The organism is Rhizobium vallis, from assembly GCF_003985155.1.
In the GTDB taxonomy this organism is placed as follows: Bacteria; Pseudomonadota; Alphaproteobacteria; order Rhizobiales; family Rhizobiaceae; genus Rhizobium; species Rhizobium vallis.
In genome coordinates, this window is record NZ_ML133692.1 from 347,350 (window position 1) to 362,036 (window position 14,687).

12 protein-coding genes are annotated in these 14,687 nt (G+C 61.4%); all 12 read right to left on the reverse strand.

The genetic code is table 11. From position 1 onward, the window contains the following. Nucleotides 1–20 precede the first annotated feature (20 nt). Nucleotides 21–1,043 (reverse strand): ABC transporter substrate-binding protein, encoded by a 1,023-nt coding sequence (locus EFQ99_RS21310; protein ID WP_126923191.1) that lies wholly within the window; start codon nucleotides 1,041–1,043, stop codon nucleotides 21–23. 1 nt (nucleotide 1,044) lies between these two features. Further along, nucleotides 1,045–2,088: a LacI family DNA-binding transcriptional regulator gene (locus EFQ99_RS21315; RefSeq protein WP_126923192.1), complete on the reverse strand. Its 1,044-nt coding sequence runs from the start codon at nucleotides 2,086–2,088 to the stop codon at nucleotides 1,045–1,047. A 163-nt stretch (nucleotides 2,089–2,251) separates the two neighbouring features. After that, nucleotides 2,252–3,691, reverse strand: a complete 1,440-nt coding sequence (locus EFQ99_RS21320; RefSeq protein ID WP_126923193.1) for an efflux transporter outer membrane subunit — start codon at nucleotides 3,689–3,691, stop codon at nucleotides 2,252–2,254. A 149-nt stretch (nucleotides 3,692–3,840) separates the two neighbouring features. Continuing rightward, nucleotides 3,841–6,951, reverse strand: coding sequence for an efflux RND transporter permease subunit (locus EFQ99_RS21325; RefSeq protein WP_126923194.1), 3,111 nt, complete (start codon nucleotides 6,949–6,951; stop codon nucleotides 3,841–3,843). 48 nt (nucleotides 6,952–6,999) lie between these two features. After that, the gene (locus EFQ99_RS21330) at nucleotides 7,000–8,205 is read right to left on the reverse strand and encodes an efflux RND transporter periplasmic adaptor subunit (protein ID WP_126923195.1); all 1,206 of its coding nucleotides are present in this window, start codon (nucleotides 8,203–8,205) and stop codon (nucleotides 7,000–7,002) included. A gap of 155 nt (nucleotides 8,206–8,360) precedes the next feature. Beyond that, a complete protein-coding gene (locus EFQ99_RS21335; RefSeq protein WP_126923196.1) occupies nucleotides 8,361–8,963 on the reverse strand; it encodes a TetR family transcriptional regulator in 603 nt (200 codons plus the stop codon). Between the two features lie 106 nt (nucleotides 8,964–9,069). After that, on the reverse strand, nucleotides 9,070–10,014 hold the full coding sequence (locus tag EFQ99_RS21340) for a phosphoribosylaminoimidazolesuccinocarboxamide synthase (protein ID WP_126923197.1): 945 nt from the start codon (nucleotides 10,012–10,014) through the stop codon (nucleotides 9,070–9,072). Between the two features lie 85 nt (nucleotides 10,015–10,099). Then, nucleotides 10,100–11,842, reverse strand: coding sequence for an SLC13 family permease (locus tag EFQ99_RS21345; protein WP_126923198.1), 1,743 nt, complete (start codon nucleotides 11,840–11,842; stop codon nucleotides 10,100–10,102). An 89-nt stretch (nucleotides 11,843–11,931) separates the two neighbouring features. After that, nucleotides 11,932–12,648, reverse strand: coding sequence for a phosphoribosyltransferase (locus EFQ99_RS21350; RefSeq protein ID WP_126923199.1), 717 nt, complete (start codon nucleotides 12,646–12,648; stop codon nucleotides 11,932–11,934). After that, complete coding sequence (locus EFQ99_RS21355; RefSeq protein ID WP_126923200.1) at nucleotides 12,645–13,451, reverse strand: pseudouridine synthase; 807 nt, start codon at nucleotides 13,449–13,451, stop codon at nucleotides 12,645–12,647. The genes EFQ99_RS21350 and EFQ99_RS21355 overlap by 4 nt, the downstream gene beginning before the upstream one ends. A 151-nt stretch (nucleotides 13,452–13,602) precedes the next feature. After that, nucleotides 13,603–13,809 carry a hypothetical protein gene (locus EFQ99_RS21360; RefSeq protein ID WP_004679163.1) on the reverse strand — a complete coding sequence of 69 codons (207 nt, stop codon included), beginning with the start codon at nucleotides 13,807–13,809 and terminating at the stop codon, nucleotides 13,603–13,605. 139 nt (nucleotides 13,810–13,948) lie between these two features. Next, a complete protein-coding gene (locus EFQ99_RS21365; RefSeq protein ID WP_126923201.1) occupies nucleotides 13,949–14,287 on the reverse strand; it encodes a hypothetical protein in 339 nt (112 codons plus the stop codon). Between the last annotated feature and the right edge of the window lie 400 nt (nucleotides 14,288–14,687).

A 14,687-nucleotide genomic window follows, 5' to 3' on the forward strand; every position in this document is an offset into this window, starting at 1 on the left:
GACCGGTCTTTGCGCGGAGCTTACTGGCCGACCTTATCGTTCCACGTCTTCAGCCAGCCGGCGCGATTGTCGAGGGCTACGGCCGATGGGATCAGCTTGAGGCTCTTGGCGGTCGCCTCGCCATAGGTGAGATTGCCGGCGGCGGCCTCGGAGAGTTTGACCTCGCTATTGGCGGGACTGTCGATCAGCTTTTCGGCGAGCTTGGTCTGGATCTCGGTCGAGAGCCAGAAATCCATGAACTGCATGGCGAGATCCTGGTTCTTCGAACCCTTGGTCAGCACCAGCACGTTCATGCCGCCGGTCTGCCCCTCCTTCGGTGTTGCCCAGGCAATGGGGACGTCGAGCTTGGTGAATCCAGCCCAGGAGAAACGGCCGATGGGGGCGGCCCAGATTTCCTCCTGCTGCATGAGCTGCACCAGCTGCGAGGACTTTTCGTAGAAGGTGACGATGTCGTCCTTCTTCTCGCCCAGCGCCTCGATCGGGCCCTTCAGGTCAGGCGTGTCCTTGCCGAGCGCCAGGCCGAGCATATAGAGCGCCGGCGGGCCTTGATTGGTGGTCACGTTCGGGAAGGCGACGTGGCTGACATATTCCGGCTTCAGCAGATCGGCCCAGGAATCGATCTTCATCTTGTCGGAGCGATAAGCGATCGAGGTGGCATAGAAGGTATAACCGACACTCATGCCGTCGTCGTTCGGATCCTTGGCGACATCGTAGAGCTTGCTGAAATTCGTAAGCTTCGCGGTGTCGACCTTGTCGATCAGGCCGGCGCGGGACGCGGCCAGCGCATCGGCCATGGAGACGGCGGCAAGATCGACGACGGGGTTAGCCTTGTTCGCCTCCATCTTGGCGAGGCGCTCGACGCTGTTTCCGGTCTCGACCACAAGCTTGCAGCCGCATTTGGCTTCGAACGGTTCGTAGACCAGCGTCTTGAAATCGTCCTGCGCAAAGGCATAGACCGAAATGGTCAACGTCCGCTCCGCCGCGGCTGCGCCGAGCGGCGATAATGCGGCAAGCGCCACCGAGGCGATGAGAATCTTTTTCATTTTACATGTTCTCCATCTCTGAGGTTTTTGGTGCCGGGTTCGCAGGCCCGGATGATTGGCGGACGATCAGCTGCATGGCGACGCGTTCGATTTCCGCGGTAACGAGCACGCCCTCGCGGATGCTGTTTCTTCTTATGGTATCGGCCAGCGCCGACACGGCAATTCCGGCAATTCTGTCCATGTCCATCCGCACCGTCGTCAGCGGCGGCGTGACAACAGGCGACCAGATGAGGTCGTCGAAGCCGGTGACGCTGACATCGGCCGGAACGGTGATGCCCGCCTGCTGCAGCTCGGTCAGCGCCCGCAGCGCCTGCAGGTCGGAGAGGGCTGCGAAGGCGGTAAAGCCCTGCCTGACTTTTTCGGCGAGGCCGAGCGGGCAGCCGCTGCCGGCATCCTGCTCCAGCTTCTCGATCCACAGCGTTTCAGAATGCATATCCGGGCGCATGCCCGAGCGGATGCCGCCGGCGCGATCGTTCTGGACGTTGGATTCCTGATTGTTGCCGATGATGAGGATGCGGCGGTGACCGAGTCCTGCGAGATGCTCGGCGATCTCGCGGCCGCCCTGCCAATGGTCGGCGGCAACGGTATTACCAGGTGTCGAGGGGGTGTCGATGACGGCGACGGGACAGGCGGCGGAAGAAATTCGGGTGGCGCGGCGGGGAATGATGACCATGCCGTCGACGCCGCGTTCGACCAGCCGATTGATCGCCTCGGTCTGGGTGGCGACATCGCCGCGGGAATCGGCAATCAGCACGCCGTAACCTGCGGCGGAGGCGGCGAATTCGATCGCCTGGGCGATCTTTGGAAATAGCGGATTGGCGATATCGGGCAGGACCAGGCCAAGAACGCCGCTGCGGCCGGTCCGCAGCGCCCGGCCGGCCTGGCTCGGGACATAACCGAGCTCGGCGGCATGCTCGCGGATTCTTTCGACCAGTTGGCCGGAGACCCGGCCCTTGCCGGAAAGCGCATTGGAGACCGTAGCGACGGAAACGCCGAGCGACGTCGCGATCTTGCTGAGGTTCGGACCCGGGCGCGGTGAAGCCATGATCTAGCGCGGTTTGATTAATCGTTTAATCAGGCATATATCAGCAACCGTCGCTTGTCGATTCCAAATTCCTCTTGTGCGCAACTATCGCATGCGGAGCAGTATGAAAAAAGCCCCGCGAGACGATCGCGGGGCTCCTTATGTAACAGCAGGGCAAAGCCGATCAGCTCTTGGCGGGCTTTGCCGGCGCGGGCTTCACTGGCGCAGTGATTTTGCCATCGGGAGCATAGCCACCGCCGATTGCGATGTTCAGGGAGACATAGTCCTTGGCCATCTGCTGGACCGACTGGGCAAGACTTGCCTGGGCGAGCGAAACCTGGCGCTGCGCGTCGAGGACGTCGAGCAGCGAAGAGGCGCCGTCTTTGTAGGATGCCGTGGAAAGTTCCAGCGTTTCCTGCGTGGTCTTCACCTGGGCCTGAAGTGCGGCGACTGTCTGGGCATCGCGCCGGACGGCCGACAATGCGTTCTCGACCTGCTCGACCGCGGTCAGCACCGTCGACTTCCAGTTGAGATAGGCGGTCGCGGCAGTGGACTGTGCCGACTTCACGTTGGCGCGAAGACGGCCACCATCGAAGATCGGCAGGTTGAGGGTCGGGCCGAAGGACCAGGGCGTCAGGCCGCCATGGATGCCGCGCTGGTTGATGTAGGACGGCGAGATCGAGCCGCTGAGCGAGATGCTCGGATAAAGCTGCGCCTGGGCAACGCCGATATTGGCCGTTGCGGCGGCAAGATCACGTTCCGCCACGCGGATGTCCGGACGGTTGCGGATCAGATCCGCCGGGATGCCGGAGGTGATGCCGCCGCGGAATACCGGCTGACCGGAGCCCTTCAGCAATTCATCGACAAGAGCCGAGGCCGGTAGGCCGAGCAGCGTGGCGATGTGATGGGCTGATATGCGGATATTGGTTTCGAGGCCGGGAATCTCGGCGAGCGTCGACTGGACGAGACCTTCGGCCTGAACGACGTCGAGACGCGAGGCGGCGCCAGCTTCAAGCTGGAACTTGGTCAGTTCGTAGGTTTCCTGGCGAGACTTCAGGTTGGCCTTCGAAAGCGCCAGGCGCTGTTGATAGAAGCGAACATCGATATAGCTCGAGACGAGATCCTGCACGAGGGTCAGCCTGGCAACGTCAGCCGATGCATAAGCGGAATCGAGCGAAGCAAGCGCGCTCTCCGTGTTGCGCTTGTAAAGCCCGAACAGATCGAGCAGCCAGCTTAGCTGGACGTCGCCGCCACTGGTGTTGCGCGTGTCGACCTGGGTGCGCAACTCGCCTCTCTGGCCGCTGACCGTGTGCGAGGCACCGACCGTCAGGCTCGGCAGGCCGCCGGCGCCGGCAGTGGTGACGTTTGCGGAAGCTGCATTGATTCGTTCGATCGCCTGCTGAACCGTCAGGTTCTGATCGAGGCCGGCTTTGACGTAGCCGTTCAGTCTTGAGTCTTTGAAGGCGGTCCACCATGCGGCGGTAGCAACATCGCCGTCACTCTTAGTCCCGCCTTCTCCAAATTTGGCGGGCAATGGCATTTCAGGAGGAACATGATCCGGGCCAACGACACAGCCCGACAGTAATAACAATAATGCCGGTGTGGCAAAACGAAGAGATACCATTCATTTCATCCTGTACTCGAGCAAGTCAATTCTTGTCGGAAGCTTCATACTTCACTATTGGCCGCCGCGCCTCGTCCTACCAAAACACCATGCCGAAGCAGTCGGGCGCAATGTAGCAATCGGAACAGCATTATCACAGTGCATTTTTATCACACTCCTGCCGCATTTTTGTCGCGTGTGGCAAAGATGCGTCGGATGACGACGAAAAACGACGGCACGAAGAAAATGCCGAGCATCGTCGCCGCCAGCATGCCGCCGAGGACGCCGATGCCGATGGCGTTCTGCGCCGCCGAGCCCGCGCCGGTCGCGATCGCCAGCGGCACGACACCGAGAATAAAGGCAAGCGATGTCATGATGATCGGCCGCAGGCGCAATCGCGCCGCTTCCAGCGTCGCTTCGTAGAGCCCCATGCCGCTTTCCATGCGATCCTTGGCGAATTCGACGATCAGGATCGCGTTCTTCGCCGCCAGCCCGATGGTGGTGAGCAAGCCGACCTTGAAATAGACGTCGTTGGCCTGGCCGAACAAGGTTGCCGCCGTCAGCGCGCCGAGAATGCCGACGGGCACTGCCATGATCACCGAGAAGGGGATCGACCAACTTTCGTAAAGTGCCGCCAAGCAGAGGAAGACGACGAGAACCGAGATCGCGTAGAGCATTGGCGCCTGTGAACCGGAAAGGCGCTCCTGATAGGAGATGCCCTGCCAGGCGACCGTGTAACCGCCGCCGAGCTGTTCCGTCAGCGCTTCCATCTCGTTCATCGCATCGCCGGAGGAAACGCCGGGTGCGGAGGCGCCGTCCAGCGGAATGGCGCTGACGGCATTGAAGCGGGCAAGCGAAGGCGCGCCCTTCACCCATTCGGTTTTGGTAAAGGCGGAGAAGGGTACCATTTCGCCGGTGGCGTTGCGGGCATACCAGTGGTCGAGATCGTTAGGCTGCATGCGGAAAGGCGCATCCCCCTGGACGTAGACCGGTTTGATCTCGCCGTTCAGCGTGAAATCGTTGACGTCGCGGCCGGTGAAGATGATCGACAGCATCGAATTGACCGAGGCGATGTCGACACCCATGGCGCCGATCTTTTCCTGATCGAGGACGATGCGCATCTGCGGCTCGACCTCCTTGTTGCTGCTGCGCAGGGCCACGATCTTGCCCGACGTGTTGCCCATCTGGATCAGCCGCTTGGAGGCGGCTGTCAGCGCGTCGTTGCCATGGCCGCCGGTGTCGACGAGATACATGGAGAAGCCGCTTGATACGCCGAGACCCTGGATCGCCGGCGGCAGGAGCGCGAAGACCTGCGCCTCGCGGATCGCGAAGAAATTGCGCAGCGCACGGTTGACCACCGACTGGGCGCTCAGCTGCGGATCGGTGCGTTTCGAGAAATCCTTGAGCTTGGTGAAGACGATGGCGCTGTTCTGGCCGGAGCCGTTGAAGCCGAAGCCCAGCGCGCCGAACACCGATTCAACGGCATCCTTCTCATTCTGCCGATAGTAATTCTCCACCTTTTCGACGACCGCCTGAGTCTGCTGCGTGGTCGAACCCGGCGGCGTGGTGACGATGGTCAGCAGCACGCCCTGATCTTCCTGCGGCAGGAAGGAGCTCGGCAGCCGGGTGAAGAGATAGGCGCAGCCGGCGCCGACGAGAAGGAAGACCAGCATGACGCGGATCGGCCGCTTCAGGAGATAGCGGATGGTCCTGACATAGCCGTTGGTCGAGCGCGTGAAGTTGCGGTTAAACCAGTCGCCGACGCGGTGCTTCCTGTGTTCGCCGACCGGTTTCAGCATCGTGGCGCAAAGTGCGGGCGTCAGCACGATGGCGACGAGCGCCGACAGCAGCATGGCCGAAACGATGGTGATCGAGAATTGGCGATAGATGATGCCGGTGGAACCGCCGAAGAAGGCCATCGGAATGAAGACGGCGGTCAGGACGAGGGCGATGCCAACGATGGCGCCGGTGATCTCGCCCATCGATTTTTCCGTCGCTTCGAGCGGTGAAAGCTTCTCCTCGGACATGATGCGTTCGACGTTTTCGACGACGACGATGGCATCGTCGACGAGAAGTCCGATTGCCAGCACCATGGCGAACATCGTCAACGTGTTGATCGAATAACCGGTGGCGGCCAGCACCCCGAAGGTTCCGAGCAGCACCACGGGAACGGCGATGGTCGGGATTAGCGTCGCCCGCAGATTCTGCAGGAAGATGAGAAGGACGACAAAAACGAGGACGATCGCCTCGATCAGCGTGTGCACGACCTTCTCAATCGACAGTTCCACGAAGGGCGTCGTGTCATAGGGATAGGTGATCGCGACGCCCGCCGGCAGTCCGCGGCCGATGACTTCGAGCGCAGCGCGCACGCGGGCGGCGGTATCGATGGCGTTGGCGCCGATCGCGAGGTTGACGGCAAAACCGGTCGAGGGCTGGCCGTTATAGCGTGAACTGCCGCCATAGCTCTCCTGACCGATCTCGATGCGCGAGACGTCGCTCAGGCGGACTGTCGCCCCGTCTTTTTCAACCTTCAGGATGATGTGCTCGAAATCGGCGACGGTGGTCAGCTGGCTTTGGGCGGTGATGGTGACGTTGATCTGCTGACCGGGAATTGTCGGCTGGGCCCCGAGTGAACCGACAGAGACCTGGGTGTTCTGCGCCTGGATCGCTGATGTGACGTCGCTCGGGGTCAGCTGGTATTTCAGGAGCTTGTGGGGATCGAGCCAGACGCGCATGGCATATCCCGAACCGAAGATGTTGATGCTGCCCACACCTTCCAGCCGCTGGATCTGATCCTCGATCGACGTCGACATGATGTTGCCGAGGTCGACCGAATTGCGCTTGCCATCGGTTGAAACGAGCGAGCCGACGAGAAGGATGCTCGAGGTCGAGCGCGTCACGCTGATGCCGGCATCGATGACGTCGCCCGGAAGCTGCGACTGAACCAGCTGCAGCTTGTTCTGCACCTGCACCTGGGCGATGTCGGGGTCGACGCTGGTCCCGAAGGTCAGTGAAATGCTGGCCGAACCCGTCGACGAGGTCGAGGTCATATAGGTGAGGTCGTCGAGACCGGTCATGCCGTCCTCGATGATCGTCGTCACTGATTTCTCAACGGTCTCGGCGCTGGCGCCGCGATAGGTGGCGTTGATGCGGACCGTCGTCGGCGCAATGTCGGGATATTGCGAGATCGACAGGGTGAAGATCGCCAGAAGCCCGGCGAGCATGATGGTGATCGCAATGACCCAGGCGAAGATCGGACGTCGGATGAAAAACTTGGCCATCGATTGTTCCTGTGCGGCTGAGACGGTGACGATGCAGGCCCGAAGCGACTATTTCGCTGCGGGCTTCCCAGCGTCACCTGCCGCGGGCTGCTCGGCAGCCACGACCACGCCATTGTCGTTGATCTTCATCGGGACCGGCTTCACCGGCATGCCTGCGGTGATCGACTGCAGGCCGCTGACGATCAGCTGATCGCCGTCCTTGATGCCTTCGGTCACGAGCCAGGAATTGTTGGAGGGCGAGCTGTTTTCAAAGGCGCGGGTTTCGACCTTGCCGTCGGCGGAAACGAATTGCGCCGTCAGCCGGCCGTTGGCATCACGGCTCGTCGCCAGCTGCGGCAGCGCATAACCGACTTCGTCGCCGAGCTCGACGGTTGCGCGGACATACATGCCGGGCAGGACGATACGGTCCGGATTGGGAAAGAGCACGCGGATGAGGAAGGTGCCGGTGGTCTCGCTGACCACCTGCTTCGACATGTCGAGCTTGCCCTGCTGGTTGTATTCCTTGCCGTCTTCGAGAATCAGGTGGAAGGCGACATTGGCTGCACCCTTGATGTCTCCTGCCGCCATCGCATCGCGCAGCTTGAGAAGATTGGTGCTCGATTCCGTCAGCGAGATATAGATCGGATCGAGCTGACGGATCGTCGTCAGCGCCGTCGACTGGTTGGCGGAGACGACGTTGCCGACATTATAAGCGGTTTGGTCGATGACGCCGTCGAACGGGGCGACGATCCTGGTATGGTCGAGGTCGATCTGTGCGGCGGAAAGCGCTGCCTTCGTCGATTCGACTTCGGCCTTGGCCTGGAGCAGCGTCGTCTTGGCGGTTTCGAATTCGATCTGGGTAGCGCCGCTGCCGACGAGGCGCTGGTATCGTTCGAGATTGCTTTCGGCGCTCGGCACGCTCGCCTCGGCCTTGGAGATTGCCGCCTTGGCCTGCTCGACGGTCGCGATATAGGGCGCATCCTCGATCTGATAGAGAAGATCGCCCTTCTTGATCTCGCCGCCTTCCTTAAAGGCGATCTCGCGGATAATGCCGCTGACCTGCGGCCGGATGTCGGCCGTCTGGAAGGTTTCGGCGCGGCCGGGAAGGATCGTGGTGATCGGGAAACTGTCCTTCTTCAGCGTGACCACGCCGACCGGGGCGGCCTGCTGCGCCGCGCCCGCGTTTCCGGCAGGCTTGCCGGCGTTGTCGCTACAGGCGGCGAGCAATGCGCTGAAAGCGAGCGCCGAGGAGATGAGGAGGGCACGCCGTATCATGCTGAAGTCCCTTGCGGTGGCAATCGCCGTTCGATCCACGGGCTCGGCCGGGCCGAGCGCAGGCTTATATGAGCGTCAGGATTGAGTTGGCTTCAAATGCCGCGATCCGAATTTAAGAAAAGCTTTACGAAGTGACGTAAGTTAGCAATCGTCACTTAGCAAGCTTTATTTCGCAGTGCGGCATCCACCATGCACACGATTTCTTCGGCGCGGTGCACCAGTGTGTCCTTGTCGTCTCGGGCGATGAGGATGGGATGCAGCACGCAGGCGAGCACGTCGGCAACCGTATGCGCCGCACGCTCAGGATTGGGGCAATGATAACCCCCCTCCGCCACGCCCGTGCGAATGATCTCGCCGAGCTTCTCCTCTATCCGGGCGCGATAGCGATTGCCGGCCTCGAGTTTGGCCTCGATGGTCGAAAGCACCATTTCGAAGATGTAAGGGTTCTTCTGAATGTCCTGCAGATGGCTTTCCAGCAGGCGCAGGACGAAGCGGAGCAGTTGCTCCTTGGGGGGCAGGTCCTCATCGAAGGCGACGAAACGTTCGGTGGCGTTGTCGAGATGGCGCCCGGCGATCGCATCGATCAGCGCGACCTTGGACCGGAAATGCTTGAAGACGTTGGCGGGCGACATGTGGAGCGCGCCTGATATATCGGCGATCGATACCGCGACGTAGCCGCGCTCACGGAACAGCATCTCCGCCATGGAAAGGATGTCTTCCCGTGTTTCCTCGGCCTTGCGTCGCGGCCTTCTTGCCATCTGTCCCCCGCCGAGCCGAGCCCGATCCCTTTTTGTCGATGCTAGCGCGACTGGATGAGATGCCGCAAGCCGGCGATCGGCGTGGCGGCTTTCGCGCATGGCCTTATCAAGGGAAATAGGGGCTGAGGTTGCTTCGGATACGGGCAAGCGGTGTCTCGCCGCTATCGTCGGGAACAAAGCGTTCGCCGGTGATCGCCTCGTAAGCTCTGATGTAGACGGCCGAGGTCTGCTCGATCAGTTCGACGGGGATCTCGGGGATTTCGTCCTTATAAGGATCGCAGCGCTCCGCCACCCAGGCGCGGACGAAATCCTTGTCGAAACTTTCCGGGCGTTTGCCGGCGGCAAAGCTTGCCGGATAGGTTTCGGCAAGCCAGTAGCGGCTGCTGTCGGGCGTGTGGATCTCGTCGGCAAGGATGATATTGCCGTCGCCATCGGTGCCGAATTCATATTTGGTGTCGACGAGAATCAGGCCGCGTTTTGCCGCCATCTCCTGGCCGCGGGCGAAGAGGGCGAGCGCGTATCGCGACAGCGTCTCCCATTGCTCTTTGGTCAGAAGGCCGCGCGTGACGATTTCGGCCGGTGTCAGCGGTTCGTCGTGGCCGCCGTCGAATTCCTTGCTGGTCGGCGTGATCACAGGCTCGGGCAGGATCTGGTTGTCGCGCATGCCGTCGGGCAGGCGCATGCCGTACATCTCGCGCTCACCCTTCTTGTAGAGTGTCAGGATTGAGGTGCCTGTGGTGCCGGCGAGATAGCCGCGCACGACGATCTCTACCGGCAGAATGTCGAGCCGCTTGCCGATGACGACATTCGCGTCGGGATAGTCGAGAACATGGTTCGGGCAGATATCCCCAGTCGCCTCGAACCAGTAGCGCGCCGTCTGCGTCAGCACCTGGCCCTTATAGGGAATGCAGGTGAGGATGCGGTCGAAAGCGCTCAGTCGGTCGGTGCTGATGATGATGCGGCGCCCGTCCGGGAGGTCGTAATTCTCGCGCACCTTGCCGCGATAATAGTTCGGCAATTCCGGGAAATGGGCTTCGGAGAGGATTCGCACGACGCTCGACTGTCCTTATGATTGGGTGAAGGTTCCTGCTCTAGTTCCATTGCCGGCGAAGTCAAGCCGAGCCCTGAATATCGCATCACAGCCAGAACAGAGCCAGGAGAAATAGAGCGAGGCCGTAACTCGCAACGGCAAGCGGCCAGCCGGCGCGCAGGAAGTCGGCGAAGCGGTAGCCGCCGATGCCCATCGCCAGCGTGTTGTTGTGATGGCCGAAGGGCGTCAGGAAATCGAGCGAGGCGCCGGCGGCGACCGCAATCAGATAGGCGTTCGGCGCATGCTGGCCGGCTTTTGCAAATTCCAATGCAATCGGCGCCAAGACGATCGCGACCGTCGCGTTGTTGACGAAGGGCGTCAGTGCCATGGCGAGGAAGAGGATGAGGGCGATGCCGAAGAGCGGATGGGCGATCGGCACGACCAGGCTCAGCCAGCCGGCAATGGTTTCGGCCGCTCCGGTGCTTGCCACCGCCTGGCCGATCGGAATCATCGCCGCGAGCATGATGATGATCGGCCAATTGAGATCGCCCATTGCCTGGCGGATGTTCAGATGATTGAGCAAAGCGAGCACGACCACGACGCAGGCAAAGGCGATGTCGGGACGCAAACCGGCCGCGGAGGCGGCGACGCCGCAGGCAAAGAGCGCGAAAGGCCGCCATGAGAAGAGGGCCGGTTCGGCCTGGATTGTCGGAGCAAGCGGCAGGCACTCGCTTTCATCAAGGGCCTCGGCGATCGCCATGCGCGGCCCCTCCAGCGTCAATATATCGCCGATCGACAGCTGCAGATCGAGAAAACGGCCCTCGATGCGCGGCGCGCGCATGGAAAGGGCGGTGACTGCCACGCCGCGGCTGTGAAAGACCTCGAGCGAGCGAATACGCGAACCCACAAGCGTGCTTTCCGGCATGACGACGCTTTCAACACGGGTGAAATCCGGATGCAGGCCATGTGGATGGTCATCGACGATCAGCGCCTGCGCGGCGGCGAGATCGGCAAAGATCGCGTCTGCGCCTTCGGCAAGCAGCACGTCCCCCGGTTCGATCGCCGACTGGTCGAGCGGACCGAAGACGAAGGTGTCGCTGCGGATCAGCGCGTGCGGCTTGACGCCGAAACGCGGCAGACAATCAGAAAGCCGTACGCCGATCAGCGGCGAGACATTAGGGATACGACGCTCGACGACGATACGGCGCACCGCGGATGAAATCGTTGGAGGGGCTTCGTCGGATTCGGGAAACAGACGCTGTATGCGAAGGGTGACGATCAGAATGCCGGCGATTGCGACCGGCAGACCGACATAGGCGAAATCAAAAAAGTGAAAGCCTGCTCCGGTCGCTTTAGTGAGCGCATCGCTGACGAGCAGATTGGCCGGCGTGCCGATCAGCGAGACGAGCCCGCCGAGCAGGGCTGCGAACGAGACCGGCATGACGAGCTGGCGGCGGGGGATAGCGAGCGCCGTGCCGAGCCGCAGGGCCACCGGCAGGGTGATCGCGAAGGCGCCGATATTGTTCATGAAGATCGAAATGAAACCGGCAAGCGAGGACGTACTGGCGATGACCTTGAAATCCGAGGGCCTTGCGACCGCGAAACGGGCGGCCAGACTGTCGAAGAGTCTGGCGCGCGCCAACACCTGGACGATCAGCAGGATCTCTACGACGGTGATGACGACGGGACTGGCAAAGCCCGTGAAGATCTGGTCGGCCGGATAAAGACCGAGCGCATGGCCGGCAAGCAGGCCGGCGATCGAGACGACCTCGATGCGGAAGCGGTCGAGCGAAAAGAGAATGAGCATCGCCAGCAGAAGGATCAGCAAGGATGCTTGCTCGAACGACATGGGCGGATCCGGTGGTTCATCGATCAGGCGGAATGTAGCCGTTCTTCACCCGCTGTACAGAGCACTGGCCGGCAAAGACTGAACAATCCTCACGTCCTGCTTGAACTTCCTGGCGCCTGCCACGGCCCCGCGGCATTGCGCTCGAGCATCGGCGTTGAAAAGACGCCGACGGTGCGTGCCATCCATTGCGGTCCGGCGGCTGCCAGCCTTTCGCGCCAGCGTTCTGATTGCAGCATCGCGGCGCCGATGACGACCGGTTCGATACTGCAGGCCGTCAGCAAATCAAGGCCCGTAACAATCGAGGCGCCGCTGGAAATGACGTCGTCGACCAGCGCGACGCGCCGTCCTTCAAGCAGCGGCAGCATGCGCGGATCGATATAGAGGCGCTTCTGCTGCGTCGGCGTGGTGATCGAGGACAGGGCGACGGAGAGTTCGTCGCGATACCAGAATTTACGGGAAGTGCCGAGCGGCACATAGCGGCCGTGGCCAAGCTTTTGCGCAAGGGCAGCGGCGAGCGTCAGGCCGAGCGTCGGCAGGCCGGCGACGATATCGACTTGCATGGGCCTGATCTTCTCGGCGAGGCTTTCCGCCAGTGCATCGAGGACGGCGAAGCTCGCCTGATTGACGATCAGCGAGGCAAGGGCATGATTGCCATCATCAAGCACCCGGATCGGCAGGCGAAGCTGGCGGCCGTCTTCCAGTGCGGCGACATAGAAGGTGGTGAACTCTTCCACGTCGGTAAAGGTGCCAGGCGGGTGAAGCTCCTGCCAGAAGTCGTGCGGCGCTATGTCCGTGACACCGGTCAATTGCGCTTCATCCTTTCCATGCCGGCTCTGCGGCGGAGCCCCTGCAATTCCGTGTCGCTCAGGGCGCGTACGGCGCCCTTCGGCAGTTCGCCGAGTTCAAGCCCGCCGATTGCGACGCGCACGAGGCGCAGGCACTCGGTTCCGAGCGCCTCCAGCATGCGGCGGATCTGGCGGTTGCGGCCTTCGTCGAGTTCGACCTCGATCCATGAATTCCTGTCGCCTTGACGCAGGCGGCGCGCAGCCGTTGCCGTCAGGAGTTCGCCCTCATGGCGGATTCCCGATGTCATGGCGGTAAACGCCTCGTCGTCCATAATGCGGTCGATCTGGACGTGATAGGTCTTCGTCACATGCGTAATGGGGTCAAGCAGGATCTGGGCGAATTCGGTGTCGTTGGTGAAAAGCAGCAGGCCCTCGCTCGCCTTGTCGAGCCGGCCGACCGGGGAGAGATGCGGAATGTCGAATTCCCTCAGGCAATCATAGACCGTCGGCCGGCCTTCGGGGTCGTGGCGGGTGGTGACGAGACCGCGCGGCTTGTTGAGCATCAGATAGATTTTCGCCTCGGCGGCGATGACGACGCCGTCGACGCTGATCCTTGCGGTGGCAAGATCCACCCATGCGGAGACATCGCCGACGATGCGGCCGTCAACGGCGACGCGGCCTTCGGCAATCAGCCGTTCGGCCTGGGTGCGGGAGCAATAGCCGAGCTTGGAAAGGGCGCGTGGAAGGGTGACCCGCTTGGCTGCGGCATCGTCAGCGGACCTTGTCCGCGTGCGCGTCTTGTGCGGTGGCCGCCGCTCCCTCATCTGCCGTCCTTGCCCTGTCTCGATGCCATCTCTTGGCACGAACGGCGCGAGGATGCCAGCAAGGCAGGAAAAAACCGGGGGAATGACGGGTGCAGCAAAGGACGTCAGCGCTTCGGGAAGCGCCGTCAGGCATGATTAGGGTTGCGCTGCCTCAGCGGCAGGCCATGAAGCCGGCCAGTTCCTTGCGGCTGACGACGATGCCGGCAGCGGCTTTGACGGGGTCGGGATGTGTGTAAGACAGGCTCGGCATTTCCGGCAGTTCGAGTGCCTGGCGCATATTCATGATACCGACCGCGTAACGGCCGTTGGCGCCGTCGACGCTGACTTCAATGATGCAGTTGGCCCTCTTGTTTTCCATGTTACTCCTCCCTTCGTTTTTTTATGTTCCCACCACTTGCATTAAAAATTGGTTTTTCTGAGACATAAGCATTTACGCACCCGGCCGAAAAATGGATCGGCGGGTGCGTAAAAATACTGATTTTGAATGGATTTCGCGGTCAGCGCCACCAATTGCGAGGCTGCGGCTGCGAATTGCCGGCAAGCAGGTATCCGGCGAGGAACCCGATCGCGCCTGCAAGCGCCAGTGCAGTGGTCGTCGCGGCCGCGTGCTCGCGGGCAGCACCCGCCGCGGCAGCTCCTTCGGCCCTGATCTGGGCGACGGCGTTCTTTGCGCGGGGCAGGGCATCCTCATAGGCCTTGCCGGCACGGCCGCGCACCTCGTAGTAGGCTTCCGCACTTTGAGCGGAAATCATTTTCTGCAGGCGCGATACCTCCTGCTGGAGTGCGGCAATGTCCTTGCTCACAGACGCTCTGATATCTTCGGTATTGGCAGCCATGTCGGTCTCCTTTCTTCAATGGAAAAGACAACACCTCAAACGGGGATAGGTTCCGAAATGCCGGCCGTTGATTTGTGACGGAAATTTAAAACCAGCCGGTCGGAGGCGATTTAATCCTCTGTTAACCATAAATTCGCTCAAGGCGCTGTTTTTTCGTCATCTTTCGGCAGATGAGGACGTAGTTTCGATGGATTTTTGACCAGCTGATAAAGGAATTTTCAGGAATCCGACCCGAAAGGGCGGCCTGTGGATAACCGCGAGCACCAAAAAAACCTGCCGAATCAACCTGTTACAAAAATGTCAAAAAACTTTGGTTTGGTGTGTTGACTGTTTCGGTGGGTTAGTTCTATAAGCCCACTCACTGAACGAGGGCGGCGGCGCTGCTGGCGACGAAGTTTCT

Excerpts from the sequence above, each read along its gene's own strand:
- EFQ99_RS21310 (WP_126923191.1), bottom strand. The coding sequence starts at position 1,043 with ATGAAAAAGATTCTCATCGCCTCGGTGGCGCTTGCCGCATTATCGCCG.
- EFQ99_RS21315 (WP_126923192.1), bottom strand. The coding sequence starts at position 2,088 with ATGGCTTCACCGCGCCCGGGTCCGAACCTCAGCAAGATCGCGACGTCG.
- EFQ99_RS21320 (WP_126923193.1), bottom strand. The coding sequence starts at position 3,691 with ATGGTATCTCTTCGTTTTGCCACACCGGCATTATTGTTATTACTGTCG.
- EFQ99_RS21325 (WP_126923194.1), bottom strand. The coding sequence starts at position 6,951 with ATGGCCAAGTTTTTCATCCGACGTCCGATCTTCGCCTGGGTCATTGCG.
- EFQ99_RS21330 (WP_126923195.1), bottom strand. The coding sequence starts at position 8,205 with ATGATACGGCGTGCCCTCCTCATCTCCTCGGCGCTCGCTTTCAGCGCA.
- EFQ99_RS21335 (WP_126923196.1), bottom strand. The coding sequence starts at position 8,963 with ATGGCAAGAAGGCCGCGACGCAAGGCCGAGGAAACACGGGAAGACATC.
- EFQ99_RS21345 (WP_126923198.1), bottom strand. The coding sequence starts at position 11,842 with ATGTCGTTCGAGCAAGCATCCTTGCTGATCCTTCTGCTGGCGATGCTC.
- EFQ99_RS21355 (WP_126923200.1), bottom strand. The coding sequence starts at position 13,451 with ATGAGGGAGCGGCGGCCACCGCACAAGACGCGCACGCGGACAAGGTCC.
- EFQ99_RS21360 (WP_004679163.1), bottom strand. The coding sequence starts at position 13,809 with ATGGAAAACAAGAGGGCCAACTGCATCATTGAAGTCAGCGTCGACGGC.
- EFQ99_RS21365 (WP_126923201.1), bottom strand. The coding sequence starts at position 14,287 with ATGGCTGCCAATACCGAAGATATCAGAGCGTCTGTGAGCAAGGACATT.